Source organism: Polaromonas sp. P4_H1 (assembly GCF_056400945.1).
Map to the genome: position 1 here is coordinate 99,196 of NZ_JBFUKG010000001.1, position 18,056 is coordinate 117,251.

15 protein-coding genes are annotated in these 18,056 nt (G+C 64.5%); 11 read left to right on the forward strand and 4 right to left on the reverse strand.

The genetic code is table 11. The features are described 5' to 3' along the window. Positions 1-111: 111 nt before the first annotated feature. Positions 112-1,143 (reverse strand): LacI family DNA-binding transcriptional regulator, encoded by a 1,032-nt coding sequence (locus AC1DS5_RS00485; protein WP_477716286.1) that lies wholly within the window; start codon positions 1,141-1,143, stop codon positions 112-114. A 279-nt stretch (positions 1,144-1,422) separates the two neighbouring features. On the opposite strand from AC1DS5_RS00485, the gene AC1DS5_RS00490 reads away from it, so the two are divergent. The 3 genes from AC1DS5_RS00490 to AC1DS5_RS00500 all read left to right on the forward strand — a co-directional run bounded on the left by AC1DS5_RS00490 (position 1,423) and on the right by AC1DS5_RS00500 (position 5,333). Further along, a complete protein-coding gene (locus AC1DS5_RS00490) occupies positions 1,423-4,020 on the forward strand; it encodes a DUF1631 family protein (protein ID WP_477716287.1) in 2,598 nt (865 codons plus the stop codon). A gap of 195 nt (positions 4,021-4,215) precedes the next feature. Continuing rightward, positions 4,216-4,374 (forward strand): hypothetical protein, encoded by a 159-nt coding sequence (locus AC1DS5_RS00495; RefSeq protein WP_477716288.1) that lies wholly within the window; start codon positions 4,216-4,218, stop codon positions 4,372-4,374. A gap of 179 nt (positions 4,375-4,553) precedes the next feature. Next, positions 4,554-5,333 (forward strand): Crp/Fnr family transcriptional regulator, encoded by a 780-nt coding sequence (locus tag AC1DS5_RS00500; protein WP_477716289.1) that lies wholly within the window; start codon positions 4,554-4,556, stop codon positions 5,331-5,333. 69 nt (positions 5,334-5,402) lie between these two features. On the opposite strand, the gene AC1DS5_RS00505 is transcribed toward AC1DS5_RS00500, so the two are convergent. Then, the gene (locus AC1DS5_RS00505; protein ID WP_477716290.1) at positions 5,403-5,738 is read right to left on the reverse strand and encodes a hypothetical protein; all 336 of its coding nucleotides are present in this window, start codon (positions 5,736-5,738) and stop codon (positions 5,403-5,405) included. 50 nt (positions 5,739-5,788) lie between these two features. Then, positions 5,789-7,162 (reverse strand): zinc-binding metallopeptidase family protein, encoded by a 1,374-nt coding sequence (locus AC1DS5_RS00510; RefSeq protein ID WP_477716291.1) that lies wholly within the window; start codon positions 7,160-7,162, stop codon positions 5,789-5,791. Between the two features lie 209 nt (positions 7,163-7,371). Between AC1DS5_RS00510 and AC1DS5_RS00515 the strand changes: the two genes are divergently transcribed. Next, positions 7,372-7,563, forward strand: coding sequence for a 4-oxalocrotonate tautomerase (locus AC1DS5_RS00515; protein ID WP_477716292.1), 192 nt, complete (start codon positions 7,372-7,374; stop codon positions 7,561-7,563). A 389-nt stretch (positions 7,564-7,952) separates the two neighbouring features. Here AC1DS5_RS00515 and AC1DS5_RS00520 read toward each other — a convergent pair whose 3' ends face one another. Continuing rightward, complete coding sequence (locus tag AC1DS5_RS00520) at positions 7,953-8,726, reverse strand: IclR family transcriptional regulator (protein ID WP_477716293.1); 774 nt, start codon at positions 8,724-8,726, stop codon at positions 7,953-7,955. Between the two features lie 214 nt (positions 8,727-8,940). On the opposite strand from AC1DS5_RS00520, the gene AC1DS5_RS00525 reads away from it, so the two are divergent. The 7 genes from AC1DS5_RS00525 to AC1DS5_RS00555 all read left to right on the forward strand — a co-directional run bounded on the left by AC1DS5_RS00525 (position 8,941) and on the right by AC1DS5_RS00555 (position 17,843). Beyond that, the gene (locus AC1DS5_RS00525) at positions 8,941-9,900 is read left to right on the forward strand and encodes an MBL fold metallo-hydrolase (protein WP_477716294.1); all 960 of its coding nucleotides are present in this window, start codon (positions 8,941-8,943) and stop codon (positions 9,898-9,900) included. 18 nt (positions 9,901-9,918) lie between these two features. Beyond that, positions 9,919-11,610: an FAD-dependent oxidoreductase gene (locus AC1DS5_RS00530; RefSeq protein WP_477716295.1), complete on the forward strand. Its 1,692-nt coding sequence runs from the start codon at positions 9,919-9,921 to the stop codon at positions 11,608-11,610. A gap of 11 nt (positions 11,611-11,621) precedes the next feature. After that, positions 11,622-11,810, forward strand: a complete 189-nt coding sequence (locus AC1DS5_RS00535) for a DUF2783 domain-containing protein (protein WP_477716296.1) — start codon at positions 11,622-11,624, stop codon at positions 11,808-11,810. A 29-nt stretch (positions 11,811-11,839) separates the two neighbouring features. Beyond that, the gene (locus AC1DS5_RS00540; RefSeq protein ID WP_477716297.1) at positions 11,840-12,799 is read left to right on the forward strand and encodes a Bug family tripartite tricarboxylate transporter substrate binding protein; all 960 of its coding nucleotides are present in this window, start codon (positions 11,840-11,842) and stop codon (positions 12,797-12,799) included. 105 nt (positions 12,800-12,904) lie between these two features. Then, complete coding sequence (gene hmgA / locus AC1DS5_RS00545; RefSeq protein WP_477716298.1) at positions 12,905-14,212, forward strand: homogentisate 1,2-dioxygenase; 1,308 nt, start codon at positions 12,905-12,907, stop codon at positions 14,210-14,212. Beyond that, positions 14,209-15,489, forward strand: a complete 1,281-nt coding sequence (fahA, locus tag AC1DS5_RS00550) for a fumarylacetoacetase (RefSeq protein ID WP_477716299.1) — start codon at positions 14,209-14,211, stop codon at positions 15,487-15,489. Before hmgA ends, fahA begins: the two co-directional genes overlap by 4 nt. A gap of 557 nt (positions 15,490-16,046) precedes the next feature. Next, positions 16,047-17,843, forward strand: coding sequence for a carboxylesterase/lipase family protein (locus AC1DS5_RS00555; RefSeq protein ID WP_477716300.1), 1,797 nt, complete (start codon positions 16,047-16,049; stop codon positions 17,841-17,843). Positions 17,844-18,056 lie beyond the last annotated feature (213 nt).

The following is an 18,056-nucleotide window of genomic DNA, read 5'->3' on the forward strand; positions in this document are numbered from 1 at the left end:
CCTTGAAAAGACTTGAGAAGAGAGTTGCTTGAATACAACGATGCAGAGGCGCCAAAGTCAAATGTTAGCGCTAACAATTGATCATAAAAGAGCATCCGACCGGACGTCAAGTCAGGCGCTGCCTCTTTGGACAAGGGAAAACCCGATGTCGCGCACCGGCGGACCGACGTCGCGGCGCTCTACCCGATCCAGGATGAAGCGGGCAGCCTGCTGGCCGATGGAGGTGCCGTCGATGCGGACGGTGCTCAGCTGCGGATAGGTGAAAGCGGCGAACGGCAGGTCGCCAAAGCCCATCACGGCGATATCGTCCGGCACGCTCAGGCCGGTGGCGTGGGCCTCGGTGATGACGCCGTGGGCAATCACGTCGGAGCTGCAAAACACCACATCAATGTCGGGATGGCTGGCGCGCAGTTCGGCAAATCCGGCCCTGCCATTGCCCAGCGAGGACGGTGACGGCACCACACACGCCGGAATGCCCGCAACGCCCAGCTCGGCAAAACGCTGCTCGAACCCGATACGCCGCCTCGTCGCACGCTCATCGCTGGCGCTGACGATGCCGGGCCGGCGAAAGCCCCGCCCGTGAAGGTAATCGGCCACCGCAACGCCGACTTTCTCGTGGGAAAACCCCACGATCATGTCGAGCGGCGTGGGCGTAATGTCCCAGGTTTCCACCACCGGAATGCCGGACGCCAGCAAGCGCCGCCGCCCTTCAATGGAATGCATGATGCCGATCAGCACGATGCCGTCGGGTCGGCGCCCGATGATGGCGTCCAGCAGGGCATCTTCCCGCGCGCCGCCATAGCCGCTCTGGCCCAGCATCAGCTGGCAGCCCGCTTCCGCGAGGGCATCGGTCAGCGCCTGAATGGTTTCCAGAAACACCGGTCCGGCGATCGTCGGCACCAGCGCAGCCACCAGGCGGCTTCGGTTGGATGCCAGGCCGCCCGCCACGAGGTTGGGCACATAACCGCTGCGCGTGATGGCGCCGCGCACGCGCTCCAGCGTGTCGGGCGAGACGGCAGCGGGCGTGTTGAGGGCGCGCGAAACGGTAATGGCCGACACGCCGGCAAGCTTGGCCACATCATTGAGCGTGATGCCGCCCGTGCCTGGCCTGGCGGCCCGGCCAGGCTTTTTAAGGGAATCCATGCGGCCATGTTAACGCTAACGCCATCAGCCTCTTGACCGTGGCCTGCCAGGAGTCGCCGCGGCGAACAGGCCGTGCAACCGGGGAGTGGCCCAGGTTCCAAAACAGGGTCCGGCGCCGGCAACTGTGTGAAGTGGAAACCAATTGAAACACTTTGCAAGTGTCCCAAGGAAATTACCGTTGCCCCTTAACCTCAGAACTCCTCCGTTCAGGCATTCGCGGTTGCAAGCCGCCCGGCCGAGTGTCATTATCAAAAAAAATTTCCCGCAAACCCGCTCCAGATGGCCTCGCAACCCGAAGTTCTTCAATCCTGCATAGAGGAAGCCGCCAAAGCGGCCAAGCCGGCCATGGAACGCTGCATCGAGGATGCAATAGCGGCGCTGGAGCTCGCGCAAAGCCAAAGCACTGATGCGGCAGAGCGGGAAGAGCTTTTTGCAGCCTACCGCGAGTTGCTGAAACACAAGGCGCCCTGGAGCGCACAGTACCGCGCCGACCTGCTTGCCGTTTTGATGACCCAGGCCGCGGCGGCTGCGCAAGCGGCCTCGGCACCGGCCGGCGTGTCGCCTCTGGGCCGGGGGGCCGCTTCCACCGTCACCGCGACCAGCACGCTCAGCTCCACCGAAGCGTTTTCGCTGATGGATGACGCCGATGTATCCCAGGCGATTGAGTCGTCACGGTTGTTGCAGCAGGTTTTACCGGCGGTCGAGCAAAGCCTCGCGGAACTCAATACGCTGGTCAGCGCCGTGCAGGGCCTGCCCAATGTGCGGCCGGAACTCAACCCGCTTCGCCCGGACGTCTTCGCGCAGGCGCTTCAGGACATGATTTTTGCCGTGCCCGTTGATCGGGCCGTCAGCGCGCTATGGCTCCGTTATCTGGCAGCCCCGCTCGGGCGCGAACTCAAGCTGGTGTATGAACGGCTGATCAACCAGCTTGAAATGGCCAATGTGCAGGGCGCCGGCTATCGCGTGCTGCAAACGCCTGCCAGCGGCGGCAACAGGAGCCGGGACAACCCACAAACAGGTGCCAGGCCGGAGGGCGGCCAGGGCGCCAGCCGCGGAGATGACGCGCCCCCACCGCCGTCGGTAGGCTACGTCTCCGACGAGCCCCTGCGGCCCTCGCAGTTTGCCGACCTGTCCGACCCCGGGGTCAAGAGCGACCTGTTCCATGATTTCCTATTCAATGGCGCAAGCAATGCGCAGCGCGGCCTGGCGCCCGCCTATTACGACAGCATCGAGGAAGAACTGAAGGCGCTGAAAGCAGCGCGCGAGACGGCACAGGCTCCGCTGGAGTCACGCGCGGCACCGCTTTCCGGCTACCAGAAAATGCCGACCGTCGACCGCCCCCAGCGGGTTGTCGATGAGCGCAGCCAGCTGAGCCAGCAGGTCTGGGGAGCTTATGGGCGCCCCCGGGAACGCGACATTGTCCGGACCCAGTTGAAGAAGGAAGCCAGGCAGGTCGGGCAGGTGATGGGGCTGGAAGTGGTGCGCAAGCTGGTCAGCCATGTGGCGCAGGACCCGCGCCTGCTGGCGCCGGTGCGCGAGGCCATCGTAGCGCTGGAGCCGTCGCTGATGCGCCTGGCCATGGTGGATCCGCTTTTTTTCAGTGACGAGGACCACCCCGGCAGGCGGCTGATGGAGCGCGTGGCCCAACGCAGCTTCAGCTACAACGACGAGTTCAGTAGCGAATTCTCGGAGTTTCTCCAGCCGGTCATCCGCGCCTTCAACAAACTCAACGGGCTGGATATCAAGAATGCCCAGCCTTTCGATGCCGCGCTGGCCACACTGGCCCAACACTGGGACGAACAGGACCGGCTGGAGGCCAAAAACCGCGACAACCTGCTGCAGGCCCTGCATTTTGCAGAGGAACGCCAAACCCTTGCCGATGAAATTGCCCTGGAACTGAGCAGGCGTTCAGACCTTGGGGATGTCCCGGCGCTGGTGCTGGACTTTCTGTTCGACTCCTGGGCGCTCGCCATGGCCCATGCCAGGCTCACCGACACGCGCAACCAGGTCGACCCGGAAGGCTTTGGCTCGGTGGTGCCCGACCTGCTGTGGAGCGTCAAGCGTGGAGTGACGTTGAAGCGTCCCGCCAAACTGTTCGAGATGCTGCCGAGCCTGCTGGGCAAACTTCACGCAGGACTGACCTTGCTGGGCCAGGACCCGCGCGAAAGCGAGGTTTTTTTTGACGAGCTGATGAAGCTGCACAGGCCGGTACTCAAGCTGCGCCGGCTCAAGAGCCAGCGTGACGCGGAAGAGTCCGGCGCCATGCCGCTGGAGCCTGAAGAGGCCCGCAGCACCACGTTCATCACGGACCCCACCACCGAGCCCCGCGAGGCCCGATCTGCCGCGCCGCCCTGGCTGGGCCGCGATGACCTGGACGCGGCCGGTTTTGAAGACACGCTGCCCACTGCGCCCGGCGAACTCGCGCCCCTGGAAGACGACACCCCTGCCGTGGCCGAGTCAGCAGCAACCGGCGATGGCGATCCGGCCGAGACCCCAGGAACAGAGCCGGCGCCGCAGCAGCAGGACGTTGCCTCTCCAGCAACCGGCCCGGCCATCGCCCCGGCCGAAGCCGAACGGATGCTGCTCGGCCTGCGGGCGGGGCACTGGGTCGACCTGTACTCCAAGCACCGCTGGCTGCGCGCCCAGCTGATCTGGGCCGGCACCAAAGGCACCCTCTTCATGTTTGTGAGCCATGGCGGGCAACCCCATTCCATGACACGGCGAAGCTGCGAGCGACTGATCCGGGACCGCCTTCTGCGGCCCGTCGATACGCAAGGCGTCGTCGGCCAGGCGCTCGACGCGCTGGCCCTGGAAGCGGACACCCCCGCCAGCACGCCCGGTGAGGTTCCGGCATCGGCGGACCTCATGAGCGCCTAAGCGTTTAACGTTTAAGCGTTTAAGCTCGCAAACACTTTTTCCTTGTCCGCCAACCCTGAAGGTGGCGATACGGCTGGCGCTACCGACCTCGACCGGCCGCCATCGGCCTCGACCGGTATGCAGGAAGGGTTTCCAGGATTGCTTTCAGGTGTAACAGCCCGAACTTGCCACAATCATTCCTCACGAGATCGAACCATGAAGTCCAGCCACCCACGGCCCCCGCCCTTGCCCGGCGGCCCGCCGGTTGATGAGCCCGATGACCCGCCCAGCCTGCCCGTGCAGCCTGACGACAGGGACTTGCCCGCGCCGGGGATCCCCGACGCCGAAGATCCGGTCCGCAAAACCCCGGTTTGAGCCTGGCGGGGCTGTCCGCTGCGGCTTGTCCGCCCATTGCCCTATCGCCCCATTGCTTTTTTCCAGCAGGCCTGGATACACATGGATGCAGATCGCAGCAATAGCTTCGCTTGTGCGGCGAGTGAAGCGTCTAGACTAGTACGCGCCACTCGTTGTCCGCAAAGCCAACAGGAGGTGTCTTGTCGTTTCAAAAAGATCTGTCTCTGGCCAACCGGCTGATCTCAGCACTGCCGGCGTACGAACGCGCCATGTTCATTGAACACAGCGAGTTGGTTGAGCTCAAGCCCCAGACGGTGCTGATAGAAGCCGGCCAGACGCCCGAGCATGCCTACTTTCCCGTGGAAGGCTTTGTCTCGGTGATCCTGCCGGTGGAGCAGGTCCAGGCCCCGGGCCTTGGCGTTGCCCTGGTGGGCAGCGAGGGCATGTGCCACACCTCGCTCATGCTGGGTGTGGCTGCCTCGTCGTTTACCAGTCTGGTGCTGGGTGCAGGGCGCGCCTTCAAGATCCACCGCAATGCATTGCGACTGCGGCGAGCTGAAGATGCCTGCCTGCGCAATGTCCTGCACCGCTACGTCGACGTTTTTGCAAGCCATATGGCGCAGCAGGCGGCCTGCCTGCACTACCACACGGTGCCGCAGCGCCTGGCGCGCTGGCTGCTGATGACGCGCGACCGGGCCCATTCCGGGGAGCTCTTTCTCACCCATGAAGCCTTGGGCCTGATGGCGGGTGTCCGGCGCGAGAGCGTGTCGCAGGCAGCCAGCGTGTTTCAAAAAATGGGCCTGATCAGCTACAGCCGGGGCTACCTGATGCTGCTCGATGAAGCCAGGCTACAGGCACAAGCCTGCCCGTGCTACCGGGCTGACCTGAAGGCCTACGACCGCGCACTGACGCTGCCGCTGAAGGCGCTGGAAGACAATTCTCCGAGCGGGCCGCCCCGGGCAAGCGCTACCCTTTTTTAGGGGAAGGATGCAGCGCACCGCTGCCCACTCACACAGCGGCAGGGGGCACGGGCGGTGGCCATCTGGCGTTCACGCCTGCCAGACGCCATAGCCGGCTTCCCGCAAACCAATGCCCAGCTCGACTTCCATGTCGCGCGCACCTTCGTACGGCATGGGGTTGTACATGACGTACAGCTCGGGCATCAGGCGCACACCGAAATCGCGCACAAAGCGGTTCGACTGGATGCCGGCCTTGTGTTTGTCAAAGCGCACGTCCGGGTCCAGCCCGGTCATGCCGACATACACAAACGGTCTGCCCAGCTGGTAGTCCGGATTGGCGCGGCGAAACCGGGCCGCATCCCAGACCTCGGGCGCCAGCTCGATCACATACACGCTGTAATGGTGGCCACGTGGCTTGCTGGGCATGGGAGATGGAGGCAGTGTGGGCACACTGTACCGCATGCCGCGGCCGTCGATCACCCGCCAACCGCACCACGATGGCCGGTGTCCAGCCAGCTGCCCGAGGTCACCACCAGGTGAATGAAATGCAGTTTTCCCACCACATTGAGGGGCAACGCAAATGGATAGAAGTCGGGCTGACCCATGCTGCGCGACATTTCGTTGAGCATGGTGGTGAGACGCGTCCAGTGGTTGAGGAATGCGAGGAACTGCCCCGCCTCGGGATGCTCCGGCTGATACAGGGCGTCAAGGGTGAAGGGCGTGAACTCCAGGTCGAAGCGATCCACGCTCAGGCCAAAGCTCAGTGCGGTGTCAATCGCATCGCGCATGTGCAGATAGTGAGCCCAGCATTCGGCCCAGTCCTCCCATGGATGGGCGCTGGCATAGGCGCTCACGAAATGCATGGGCCAATCCGGCGGCGGACCTTCGTCGTAATTGCGCTGGAGACTGGCCAGGTAATCCACCGACTCATTGCCAAAGAGCCAGGAAAAGCCCTCATGCCAGTGGGTGCCGGCGATCAGGCGGCCCCAGTAGTAGTGGCCGACCTCATGGCGCAAATGCCCCAGCAGTGTCCGGTAGGGCTCGCGCAGGGCTTTGCGCACCGCCTCCCGCTTGGCATCATCGGCTTCATCGATGTTGAGCGTGATGAGGCCGGTGTTGTGGCCGGTCATGATGTGCGGCCCGTTGAGGGGGGAATGCAAAAAATCAAACATCAGGCCGCGCTCGGGGTCCTCGCTCATGCGCGACGCCACGGGCAGCTTCAGGAGGATCAGCGACGACACCAGGCGTCGCTTGGCCAGCTCCACCTGGCCCCACAGATAGCCGTTGTCCGGCAGGGCCGGGTCGGTGAGGTCGGGGATGGTGCGGTTGAGCCTGCAGGCCCGGCACATGTCGTGCGGGTCTTCGACGGATATCAGCCAGTTGCAGGAAGCCGGCGTCGAAAGGTTCAGGCATCGCTTGTACACCGGTGCGCCGCTCTCGGACACGCTCTTAGACACGGTCCCGGCGACGTCCAGCCCGGGCGCTGCGGTTGGGGGGCCGGCGGATTGCTGGCCGGGGATGTCCTGCAACAAGGGCGGGTGCGCATCGTCAGGAGGCGCCTTGGCGGGCGCGGCCCGCGCCTGCCACTCCCGCCAGGTGTCCTCTCGCGGCCCCGGCATGAGGGGCAGCAACATGCCGCGCTCCGGGTCATAGCCCAGCGGGGTGTCGCAAGCCAGGCATTTGCTGTTGCGAAAAAAGACCGGCTGCCCGCACTGGCAACGGTAGTTACGCCCTGCCAGCAGGGGCAGGGGTTGATCCGCGGTGTTTGGAAACGTATTGAATGACAAAGGTAAAAGGCAAAAGGGAGATGTGCCGGAAAAAAGGGAACCTGCAGAACCCTGCACTTCCATGGTTCCAGTGTCCCACGTTTGATGGCGGCGGCGTGAGGGCAGTGAGCCTTGTGCGCGTGTAAGCGCCTGCTGACATAAGTGACACCCGGATATGCGACACCCGGCACTTTCAGTTCAGCAAACTTCCGCCTGCCGGCCAGCCCTTGCTCGATCAGCCCCTGCTTTTACTTTTATCATCTGGTCATCTTCAACTATCACCCAAGGAACCCATGCCCACATACCATGTAGAAATGATGGAAGGCCGCACCGTCGAGCAAAAGAAAAAGCTCGTCGAAGCCATCACCCGCGTCAGCGTCGAGATTCTCGGCGGCCAGCCTGATTCGGTCGACATCATCATCACCGACATCAAGCGCGAGAACTGGGCCACCGGCGGCAAGCTCTGGTCGGAACCCAGAAGCTGAGCGTCAGGAAATTTTCAAGTCCGTCCGTATCCCCTGCCTCGCTCGCCGACCGGCAGGCGCGCTGCGGCCGGCATGCAAGTTAATCGCTTAATGGCTTGCAGCGCCCATCCCGCCTGGGTTAGAACCTGTTTACGATCTAAACGAGGCCGCGTTGGGGTGCAATCGGGATGAGTGGGGCGCCCGGGACCGCCGCATGGGCTCATGCCCATGCAAGGGCCCGGGTGGCTCAATCGCCCGATTTCACCCCAACCCGAAGGGCAAGCGCCTTCTCGGGCGGTCTGCGGCGTTGCGGCGCTTGCCCATAGCCCGAGCTATGGGCGGCGCACCGCGCCTTGCATCCCATCCCGAGAAGGTGCTTGCGCGGCCCCGTTTAGATCGTAAACAGGTTCTTAGGGCCCAATTGACGCCTTGACCCGGTAACCCAGCCGCAGCGACACATCCGCCGCCGCCTGGCGCACGGCGCGGGCGATATCGGAGTCCCAGTCCGCCGGAAAATTATCCTCATGGCCCAGCGCCGTGATCACCAGCGCGGCGTTGCCCTCATGGTCCAGCGCGGCGGCGCTGAAGGCATTGACGCCGGGAATCGGCCGCCCCATCGCCCGCACCACGCCGTGCTGCTGCATTACAGCCTTGATGTTTTTGATCTCCTGGTCCAGGTCCTTCACGGCGCTGCGGTCCAGCCGCCGGGGCGCATCGCCCCAGGCGCCCAGCATGGACTGCTCCAGTCGCTGCTTGGGTAGCGCGGCGACAAAAGCCCGCCCCGTGGCCGTGCCCAGGATGGACATGACCGTGCCCATGCGCATATTGACGTGCAGCGGCTGGCTGGCCTCGATATAGCGCACGATGGTCGGGCCGAAATTGGCCCACACCGCGATGGCCACCGTCTGGTCTATGGCCAGCGCCAGCGCTTCGGCCACCGGCGTGGCGGCTTTCAGCGGGTCGAGCTGGTGCAGGCAGCTCAGCCCCACCTGCAGCGCCGCCGCGCCCAGCGCGTAGCGGCCCGTGACCGCGTCCTGCTCGATCAGGCGCAGCCTGCCAAAACTCACCAGGTAAGTGTGCGCGCGCGACGCCGGCAGGCCAGCCTTGGCGGCCAGGTCCTTGAGCGTCATGGAGCTGGGGTGCTCGGCCAGCGCCAGCAGCAGCCGCCCGCCTATCTCGACCAATTACACAGCCCGCTGCTCTTTATGTTCTTTTTGGTGATCGTGTTCGTCCTTGTCCATGCTTGGCTTCCCGGTGGGGGTGGTGAAGGGGTGGCCAGTCGCCACAAGCACCCATCATTTCACAAATGGATTTGACAATGGCAAATTTTTGCATAGAATTAACAAATCGATTTGCAGTTGACAAATCACGACCTTCCCACCCCAGTCTGGAGATCCCATGAGCAGCCCCAAGAAATTCGCCTCCCAAGCCGACCTCGACGAGAAGCAGGTCAGCTTCACCAAGCTTTCGGACAACGCCTACGCCTATACGGCCGAAGGCGACCCCAACACCGGCATCGTCATCGGCGACGACTGCGTGCTGGTGGCCGACACCCAGGCCACGCCGGCCATGGCGGCCGATGTGGTGCGCCGCATCCGCGAGGTGACCGACAAACCCATCAAATATGTGGTGCTGACCCACTACCACGCGGTGCGCGTGCTGGGTGCCAGCGGCTACCAGCCCGAGCACATCCTGGCGAGCCAGGACACCTATGACCTAATCGGGGAGCGCGGCGAGCAGGACAAGGCGAGCGAAATTGGCCGCTTTCCGCGCCTGTTCCGCGATGTCGAATCGGTGCCGCCTGGCCTGACCTGGCCGACCCTGACCTTTACCGGAAAAATGACGCTGTGGCTGGGCAAGCTCGAGGTGCAGCTACTGCAGCTCGGGCGCGGCCACACCAAGGGCGACACGGTGGTCTGGCTGCCCAAGGACAAGATCCTGTTTTCGGGCGACCTGGTCGAGTTCGACGCGACGCCCTATGCCGGCGACGCCTACTTCAAGGACTGGCCGCAGACGCTGGACAAGCTGGCGGCGCTCAAGCCGGCGGCGCTGGTGCCCGGCCGCGGCGCCGCGCTCACCAGCCCCGAGCAGGTGCAAAAGGGCCTGGCCGGCACGCGCGATTTCATTGCCGACGTGTACGCCAGCGTCGAAGCCGGCGTGAAAGCCGGGAAGGACCTCAACGCGGTCTACAAGGAAACCTACGCCAGGCTCAAGCCCAAGTACGGCCACTGGGTGATCTTTGACCACTGCATGCCCTTCGACGTGACCCGCTGCTACGACGAGGCAACACAGTACCCCGACCCGCGCATCTGGACGGCCGAGCGCGACCAGCAGATGTGGGAAACGCTGGAAGGTTGAGGCCCTGGGGAGACAAAGATGAAACTGCAAGAACTGCAAGAGCTTCAAAACACCCGGGGCAACGGCGTTGATTACCAGAAGCTGGCGTTCGACTATGAGCGTCATGCCGACCAGGACGCCGACCCGCCCGCGCGCCACCCGGTGGTGGTGGTCGGTGCCGGTCCGGTGGGCCTCGCACTGGCCATTGACCTGGCGCAGCAGAACGTGCCGGTGCTGCTGCTCGACAACGACTGCACGCTCTCGACCGGCTCGCGCGCCATCTGCTTTGCCAAACGCACGCTCGAGGTGTTCGACCGCCTCGGCTGCGGCCAGCGCATGACGGACAAGGGTGTCTCGTGGAACGTCGGCAAGGTGTTCTTCAAGAATGATCCGATCTACAGCTTCAACCTGCAGCCCGAAGCCGGCTACGAGCGGCCCGCCTTCATCAACCTGCAGCAGTACTACGTCGAGGGCTACCTGGCCGAGCGCGCGGCTGGGCTGCCGCTGATTGACCTGCGCTGGAACAACAAGGTGGTGGGCATAGAGCAGCAGGCCGACCATGCTTTGCTGACCGTCGAAACGCCCGAGGGCAATTACCAGATCGCCGCCGGCTACGTCGCCGCCTGCGACGGCTCGCGCTCCAATTTGCGCCAGCTGCTGGGCCAGGAGAGCAAGGGCCGCATCTTCAAGGACCGTTTTCTCATTGCCGACGTGAAGATGAAGCTCGATCAGCCAGCAGAGCGCTGGTTCTGGTTCGACCCCGAGTTTCATCCGAACCAGAGCGTGCTGCTGCACATGCAGCCCGACAACGTCTGGCGTATCGACTTCCAGCTCGGCTGGGATGCCGATCCCGAGCACGAGAAGAAACCCGAGAACATCATTCCGCGCGTCAAGGCGCTGCTGGCCAAGTCGTCGATGAAGGACGCGCAGTTCGAACTCGAATGGGCCAGCGTCTACACCTTCGCCTGCCTGCGCATGGACAGTTTCCGCCATGGCCGCGTGCTGTTCGCCGGCGACTCGGCGCACGGCGTGTCACCCTTCGGCGCCCGCGGCGCCAACTCGGGCGTGCAGGACGCAGAAAACCTGGCCTGGAAACTGGCGGCGGTCGTGCGCGGTGACGCGCCCGACGCGCTGCTCGACAGCTATGCCAGCGAACGCGAATACGCGGCCGACGAGAACATCCGCAACTCCACCCGCGCCACCGACTTCATCACGCCCAAAAGCGAGGTCAGCCGGCTGTTCCGCGACGCGGTGCTCGAACTGGCCAAGCGCCACGGCTTTGCGCGCACGCTGGTCAACAGCGGCCGGCTCTCGGTACCGTCCACGCTCCACGACTCAGTGCTGAACACCGCCGATGCCGACGCCTTCGAAGGCAAACTGGTGCCCGGCGCACCGGCCGCCGACGCGCCTATCGCTTGCGCCGATGGCAGCGCCGGCTGGCTGCTGCGCGAACTGAACCCCACGGGTTTCAGCGCGCTGGTGTTCGGCGACGACAGTGGCGGCGGTGATCTGGCCGAGCGCAGCGCACGCGCGGTCGCCGAGGCCGACCCGGCTGTGAAGGTGGTGCGCGTCGCATCGAGCAGCGCTCACGCGCTCGCTACCCAGCGCTACGACGCACGACCCGGCACCGTCTACCTGCTGCGGCCCGACCACCACGTCTGCGCACGCTGGCGGCAACCGGACACGCGAGACGTCCGCACCGCACTGGACCACGCACTCGCCAAGGCATGAAGGAGGCCGCCATGAAACTGATCACCACCCCGAACCTCGACGCGCCCGACGATTTTTACGAAGCGCTGATCGAAGCGAACCAGGGACTCTCGACTGAAGAGAGCCACGCCTTCAACGCACGCCTTGTGCTGGTGCTGGCCAACCACATCGGCTCGCTGTCCGTGCTGCGCGAGGCCTTCGCCGCGGCGCAGCGCGCCTGATTCCGCACCCCAACCCCAAGGAGACATTCATGAAATTCAGTTCCCGCATTCTCGCCCTGGCTCTTTCGTTCACCGCCTTCGCGGCGGTGGCGCAAGACAGCAAACCGATCGAATGGGTCGTCGGCTACGCGGCCGGCGGCGGCTCGGACGCGGTGGCGCGCGCCACCGCCGAAACCATGGCCAAGAACCTCGGCCAGGCCATCATCATCAACAACAAGCCCGGCGCGGCGACCAACATCGCGGCCGACTATGTGGCACGCTCGAAAGACTATGGCCATATGATGTTTACGGCCGACTTCGCGACACTCGCGGCCAACCCCTTTTTGTTTTCCAGGCTCAGCTACAACGCCGAGAAGGACCTGATGCCGGTCGGCATGCTGGCGCGTTTCCCCTTGGTGCTGGTCGTCGGCGCCAATGTCCCGGTGAAAAACTTCAAGGAGTTCCTGGCCTGGGCCAAGGCGCAGCCGAACGGCATCAACTACGCCTCGGCCGGCGCGGGCAGCCCGCACCATCTGGCGACGGAAATGCTGCGTGAGAAAACCGGCCTCAAGATGACGCATGTGCCTTACCGCGGCGCCGCGCCGGCGATGCAGGACATCCTGAGCGGCGTCGTCCCCTTCATGCTCGTCGATAGCGCGAGCGGCAACCAGTTCGTGCTGGCCGGCAAGGTCAAGGCCATCGGCGTGGCGAGCGCCCAGCGCATTGCCACCTTGCCCGACGTGCCGACGCTCGCCGAGCAGGGACTGAGCGGCTTCGAGGCCTACGCCTGGCAAGGCCTTTCGGTGCCCGCCGGCACGCCGCCCGAGGCCGTCACCAAGCTCAACAAGGCGCTGGTTGAGGCGCTGAATTCGACCACGGTCAGGGCACGCTTTCAGGCGCTCGGCGTCGAGGGCCTGCCCGGCACGCCGGCCCAGATGGCCAGCTACGTCAAGAGCGAGCGCGAGCGCTGGGGCAAGCTGATCCGCGACAACAACATCAAGATAGACTGAAATAGTAATGAAATAGCCCTCTTGCGCAAGCTGCATCAGCGCAAGCAGCTATTAATTCAAGAGCAAGAGAAAGAGCAAGAGAAAGAGAAAGATCGCGAGAATGCCATGAGCCACGAAACTTCCGCCGAGCTGCGCTACCAGAGCGGCTTTGGCAATGAGTACGCCAGCGAGGCCGTCACTGGCGCCCTGCCGCAAGGACGCAACAGTCCGCAGCGCGCGCCCTTGGACCTGTACCCCGAATTGCTTTCGGGTACGGCGTTCACCGCGCCGCGCCACGAGAACCGCCGCAGCTGGCTGTACCGCCGCCAGCCGTCGGTGGTGGTGGGCCGTTACCAGCCCTACGCCGAGCCGCACTGGAAAACCGGCGGCGACCACACCATCGCGCTGCCACCCGAGCCCATGCGCTGGCACCCGATTCCGCCAGACAAGGCCGATGTCGATTTTGTCGACGGCATCCGTACGCTGGCGGCCAACGGGGATGCGGAGGCGCAAACCGGCATCGCTGCCCATGTCTATATCGCCAGCCGCTCGATGGAGCGCCGCGCCTTCGTCAACGCCGACGGCGAGCTGCTCATCGTGCCGCAGCAGGGCCGGCTGCTGATCACCACCGAAATGGGCGTGCTCGACGTCAAGCCTGGCGAGATCGCGCTGGTGCCGCGCGGCGTGGCGTTCAAGGTGGCATTGCCCGATGGCCCTTCGCGCGGCTACCTCTGCGAGAACTACGGTGCCCAGTTCCGCCTGCCCGAGCTGGGTCCGATTGGCTCCAACGGCCTCGCCAACGCGCGCGACTTCCAGGCGCCCGTCGCTGCCGTCGAAGAAGAGGCCGGCGACTACGAGCTCATCAAAAAATTCGGTGGCCACTTCTGGCGCGCGCCAGCCGGGCAGTCGCCCTTCAACGTGCTCGCCTGGCACGGCAACCTGGCGCCGGTGAAGTACGACACGGCCAATTTCATGACCATCGGCTCGATCAGCTTCGACCACCCCGATCCGTCGATCTTCACCGTGCTGACCTCGCCGAGCGACACGCCGGGCACGGCCAACTGCGACTTCGTGATCTTCCCGCCGCGCTGGCTCGTGATGGAAGATACCTTCCGTCCGCCCTGGTATCACCGCAACCTGATGAGCGAATTCATGGGGCTGGTCCATGGTGAATACGACGCCAAGCCCGGTGGTTTCAAGCCGGGCGGTGCCAGCCTGCACAACTGCATGGTCCCGCATGGCCCCGACGAGGAAGCCTTCGAGAAAGCCAGCCACGCCGATCTCAAGCCACAGAAGCTCGACAACACGCTGGCCTTTATGTTCGAAAGCCGCTATCGCTTCATTCCGACGAACTGGGCGCTGCAAAGCCCCGCGCTCGACACCGACTACGCCGACTGCTGGGCCGGCCTCAAGGCAAGCGTGGGGGCAGCATGAACACATTGAACGCAACCCACGCTCCGGCGCTGCACAGCTGGGTCGCATCGGCCAACCAGGCCGGCTGCGACTTCCCGATCCAGAACCTGCCTTTTGGGCGCTTTCGGCCCGCGGGAAGCGGCGAGGCCTTGCGCATCGGCGTCGCCATCGGCGACCAGGTGCTGGACCTACAGGCGGCGGGCCTCATCGACACGGACGACATGAACGCGCTGATGGCCAAGGGCCCGGCCGAGCGGCTGGCACTGCGCGCTGCCATTTCGGCCGGCCTGGCCGAAGGCAGCGCTCAGCAGTTGGCATGGGCTAATGCCCTGCACGCCCAGTCCGAGGTCGAGCTGGGCCTTCCCTGCCAGATCGGCGACTACACCGATTTCTACACCAGCATCCACCACGCCACCACCATCGGCAAGCAACTGCGGCCCGACAACCCGCTGCTGCCCAATTACCAATGGGTACCGATTGGTTACCACGGCCGTGCCTCGTCGATCGTGCCCAGCGGCCACAGCTTTCACCGCCCCAGCGGCCAGACCAAAGCGCCTGACCAGGAGCGCCCCAGCTTTGGCCCTTGCCGCCGGCTTGACTACGAGCTCGAACTCGCAGCGCTCGTCGCCCGCCCCAACGCCTTGGGCGAGCCCATCCCCATGGGCAGCGCCGAAGAGCATGTGTTCGGCGTGAGCCTGTTCAACGACTGGAGCGCGCGCGACATCCAGGCCTGGGAGTACCAGCCGCTCGGCCCGTTTTTGTCGAAGAACTTTGCCAGCACGCTCTCGCCCTGGGTCGTCACGCTGGATGCGCTGGCGCCGTTTCGCGTGCCGTTCAGCCGCCCCGAAGGCCATCCAGAACCGCTGGAATACCTCGATTCGCCCACCAACAGGGCAGAGGGTGCTATCAATATTGAACTGGAAGTGTGGCTGCAAACGGCGCAGATGCGCCAGGCCGGCCATGCCGGCGAGCGCATCTCGCAATCGAACTACCGTGATGCCTACTGGACCGTGGCCCAATTGGTGGCCCACCACACCGTTAACGGCTGCAACCTGCGCGCAGGCGACCTGTTCGGCTCGGGCACGCTGTCCGGCCCCCAGCCTGAGCAGGGCGGCTCGCTGATGGAACTGGGTGGGGGCGGCCAGCGGCCTTTGGCCTTGTCAAACGGTGAAACCCGCGCCTGGCTGGAAGACGGCGACAGCATCATCCTGCGCGGCTATTGCGAGCGCGAGGGTTTCAGGCGCATCGGTTTTGGCGAGTGCCGCGGCACGGTGCTGCCAGCCCCTGTGAACCGATGAGCGACGCGTTTGCTTCATGCTTGCTGCGGTGGCCCGCAGCCTGGGTGACTGGAGCCTGTTCACGCCAAAGCGGGTGATTCAGGCATCAAAATTGGCTCCAGCGCATACTGGATGGGCGTAATAAGCTATTGATTTCGTAGCGTTTTGATGTTTTGGCTGCTTTGCACGGCGTCAATCTGCAAGTCAGGTGCCGCGCTGGCATCAATCTGCCTGAGGAATTTCAGCCACTCGATGTGCCGGTGGCGCTGCTGACATTGCGAGATGACACTGGGTGGGTATCTCGCGGCCATGGTGAGTGCGATGCGCCCGGTGCGCTGGCTGGGGCTGCGGGTGCCCGTTCGGGCCTCTTGCCTGCCCGAGCGGGCACTTCGAATTGATCCAGCGCGCACTTGGCGCGCTTTCCCTTGATACAGACCGGCAGCTGGTCGACCATTCGCTCCTAGTAAAGCAAGAACGGAGACAGACGTGGAGACTCAAGTTGCCGACTACATCGTTGGCGGAGCCGGCTCGGCCGGATCTGTGATCGCGCTCATTGCGTTGCGAACCGGAAGCTCACGATGAAAAAAACGCTCCAAAAACTCGATCCCGCGTCGCGTCGCCGTGTTGCCGCCGGCGAGATCATCGGCACGCGCGAACAAGGCGGGGCTCACGCCTGGCGTGGCATCCCATACGCCGGTCCGCCCTCGGGCGCCTTGCGCTGGCGCGCGCCGCGTCCCGCCGCACCGTGGAGCGGTGTCCTTGAGGCCAGCGCGCACGGTTCGATCGCACCTCAATACGCCGACCTGCTGGCCGGTGTCCCAGCCCGGCAACGCGGCCAGATCGCGGGTGACGAAGACTGCCTGACGCTCAACATCTTCGCGCCCGCGTTCGAGCCCGATGCGGTGCCGAGAGCCGGCCAACGCCGACCAGTGATGGTGTGGATTCACGGCGGCGGCAATTCAGTCGGCACTTCGGCGACCTATGACGCGGCGCGCAACTACGCGACACACGACGGCTTGGTGGTCGTCACCGTCAATTACCGGCTCGGCGTGCTGGGCTGGTTCAACCACCCTGCATTGCACGAGGCCGGCGACGTCACGCCCGAGGAACGCTCGGGCAATTTCGGCACCCTCGACCTGATTGCCGCGCTTCGATGGGTGCAGGACAACATCGCGGCCTTCGGAGGCGACCCCGGCTGCGTGACGATCTTCGGCGAATCGGCCGGCGGGCAGAATGTGCTGACGCTGCTGGCGAGCCCCTTGGCCCGAGGCTTGTTCCATCGTGCGATCGCGCAATCGCCGGTGGCCGAGACCTTCAGCATCGAGCAGGCGGTGAACTGGAGCGACGACGCGCAACCGGGCGATCGTGAGAGTGCGTGCGAGGTCACCGCACGGCTGTGGGTCGCCGAGGGCCGGTCGCGTGACCGCGAGGGAGCCAAGAAGCAACTCGCAACCCTGCCCGCAGCGGACATTGCTGCTTTTCTGCGCGCACTCAGTCCAGCCCGGCTGCTGGGCGCTTTCACGCCGGGCAGCGTCGGGATCTACCGGACCCCCCGTCCGGTGCGCGACGGCGTGGTGCTGCCGCGCGAGCCGTTGGCCGAAGCCTTCGCCCGCGGCCAATGGAACCGCGTGCCGGTCATTCTTGGAAGCAACCGCGACGAGTTCAAGACCTTCAGCGCAGACAAGCCCGAGCACTCGCGCCTGCTGCTGGGAAAGATGCCGATCCTGCGCGACCGCCGCGCCTATCAGGTCGAGATGAAGTACCTGTCGCTGGCTTGGAAGGCACTGCATATCGACGCCCCGGCCGACGCGATGCTGGCGGGTGGACACGCCGACGTGTGGACCTATCGTTTCGATTGGGACGAGGCACCCGCCGTGCCCTTCGTGCGCCCCGACCTGCTTCTCGGCGCGGCACACGCCATGGAGATGGCCTTCGTCTTCCGCGACACGGCCGGCGAACTCGACATTTTTGGCGTCAATACGCCCTTCAATCGCTCGGGCAGAACCGTGCTCGCCCGGGCGATGGGCGATGCCTGGACCAGTTTCGCACGCAACGCAATACCGACGTTGCCAAGCCATGAGTGGTCGCGCCGCAGGGTCGAGAAGAACCGTCCCGATTGCCTGCTCTTCGACACGGCGCGCGACGGCGGTATCCGCATGGCACGGCTCAGTACGAACATGGCAGCGGTCAAGCAAGCGCTGAGGACAGATTCAGAGGCCGAGCCCGCCACCCTTCGCTGCCGCATCTACGCTCGCCTCTTCGTATGGAATCCGCTGTTCGCAGGCCATGGCGACGCATCCGAGTACGAGCTTTGGTGCCGCGAATTTGGCTGTGCCGTTCCAGTTGCGCGGTTCCGGCCACAGCTTGAAGTTTGATGGAACGCTGGTGGCGTATTTTCCGGGATTCGATGAATAACTGATGTTACGCAGGCACTGGTTTTACCCCTTCCCCCGCTGGGGGAAGGTAGGGATGGGGGCCTGGGCCTATAAGCACTAATGGTGTGTAATCAGCGCCCAAGAGCCCCATCCCAACCTTCCCCCAAAGGCGGGAAGGAGCAAGACAGCCGAGCTGCGTAACATCAGTGAATA

What these genes read in the sequence shown, in the direction of transcription:
- AC1DS5_RS00485 (WP_477716286.1), bottom strand. Translation starts at nt 1,143, where the DNA reads ATGGATTCCCTTAAAAAGCCTGGCCGGGCCGCCAGGCCAGGCACGGGC.
- AC1DS5_RS00530 (WP_477716295.1), top strand. Translation starts at nt 9,919, where the DNA reads ATGAAACTGCAAGAACTGCAAGAGCTTCAAAACACCCGGGGCAACGGC.
- AC1DS5_RS00540 (WP_477716297.1), top strand. Translation starts at nt 11,840, where the DNA reads ATGAAATTCAGTTCCCGCATTCTCGCCCTGGCTCTTTCGTTCACCGCC.
- AC1DS5_RS00555 (WP_477716300.1), top strand. Translation starts at nt 16,047, where the DNA reads ATGAAAAAAACGCTCCAAAAACTCGATCCCGCGTCGCGTCGCCGTGTT.
- AC1DS5_RS00495 (WP_477716288.1), top strand. Translation starts at nt 4,216, where the DNA reads ATGAAGTCCAGCCACCCACGGCCCCCGCCCTTGCCCGGCGGCCCGCCG.
- AC1DS5_RS00515 (WP_477716292.1), top strand. Translation starts at nt 7,372, where the DNA reads ATGCCCACATACCATGTAGAAATGATGGAAGGCCGCACCGTCGAGCAA.
- AC1DS5_RS00505 (WP_477716290.1), bottom strand. Translation starts at nt 5,738, where the DNA reads ATGCCCAGCAAGCCACGTGGCCACCATTACAGCGTGTATGTGATCGAG.
- AC1DS5_RS00535 (WP_477716296.1), top strand. Translation starts at nt 11,622, where the DNA reads ATGAAACTGATCACCACCCCGAACCTCGACGCGCCCGACGATTTTTAC.
- AC1DS5_RS00510 (WP_477716291.1), bottom strand. Translation starts at nt 7,162, where the DNA reads ATGGAAGTGCAGGGTTCTGCAGGTTCCCTTTTTTCCGGCACATCTCCC.
- AC1DS5_RS00490 (WP_477716287.1), top strand. Translation starts at nt 1,423, where the DNA reads ATGGCCTCGCAACCCGAAGTTCTTCAATCCTGCATAGAGGAAGCCGCC.
- fahA (WP_477716299.1), top strand. Translation starts at nt 14,209, where the DNA reads ATGAACACATTGAACGCAACCCACGCTCCGGCGCTGCACAGCTGGGTC.
- AC1DS5_RS00525 (WP_477716294.1), top strand. Translation starts at nt 8,941, where the DNA reads ATGAGCAGCCCCAAGAAATTCGCCTCCCAAGCCGACCTCGACGAGAAG.
- hmgA (WP_477716298.1), top strand. Translation starts at nt 12,905, where the DNA reads ATGAGCCACGAAACTTCCGCCGAGCTGCGCTACCAGAGCGGCTTTGGC.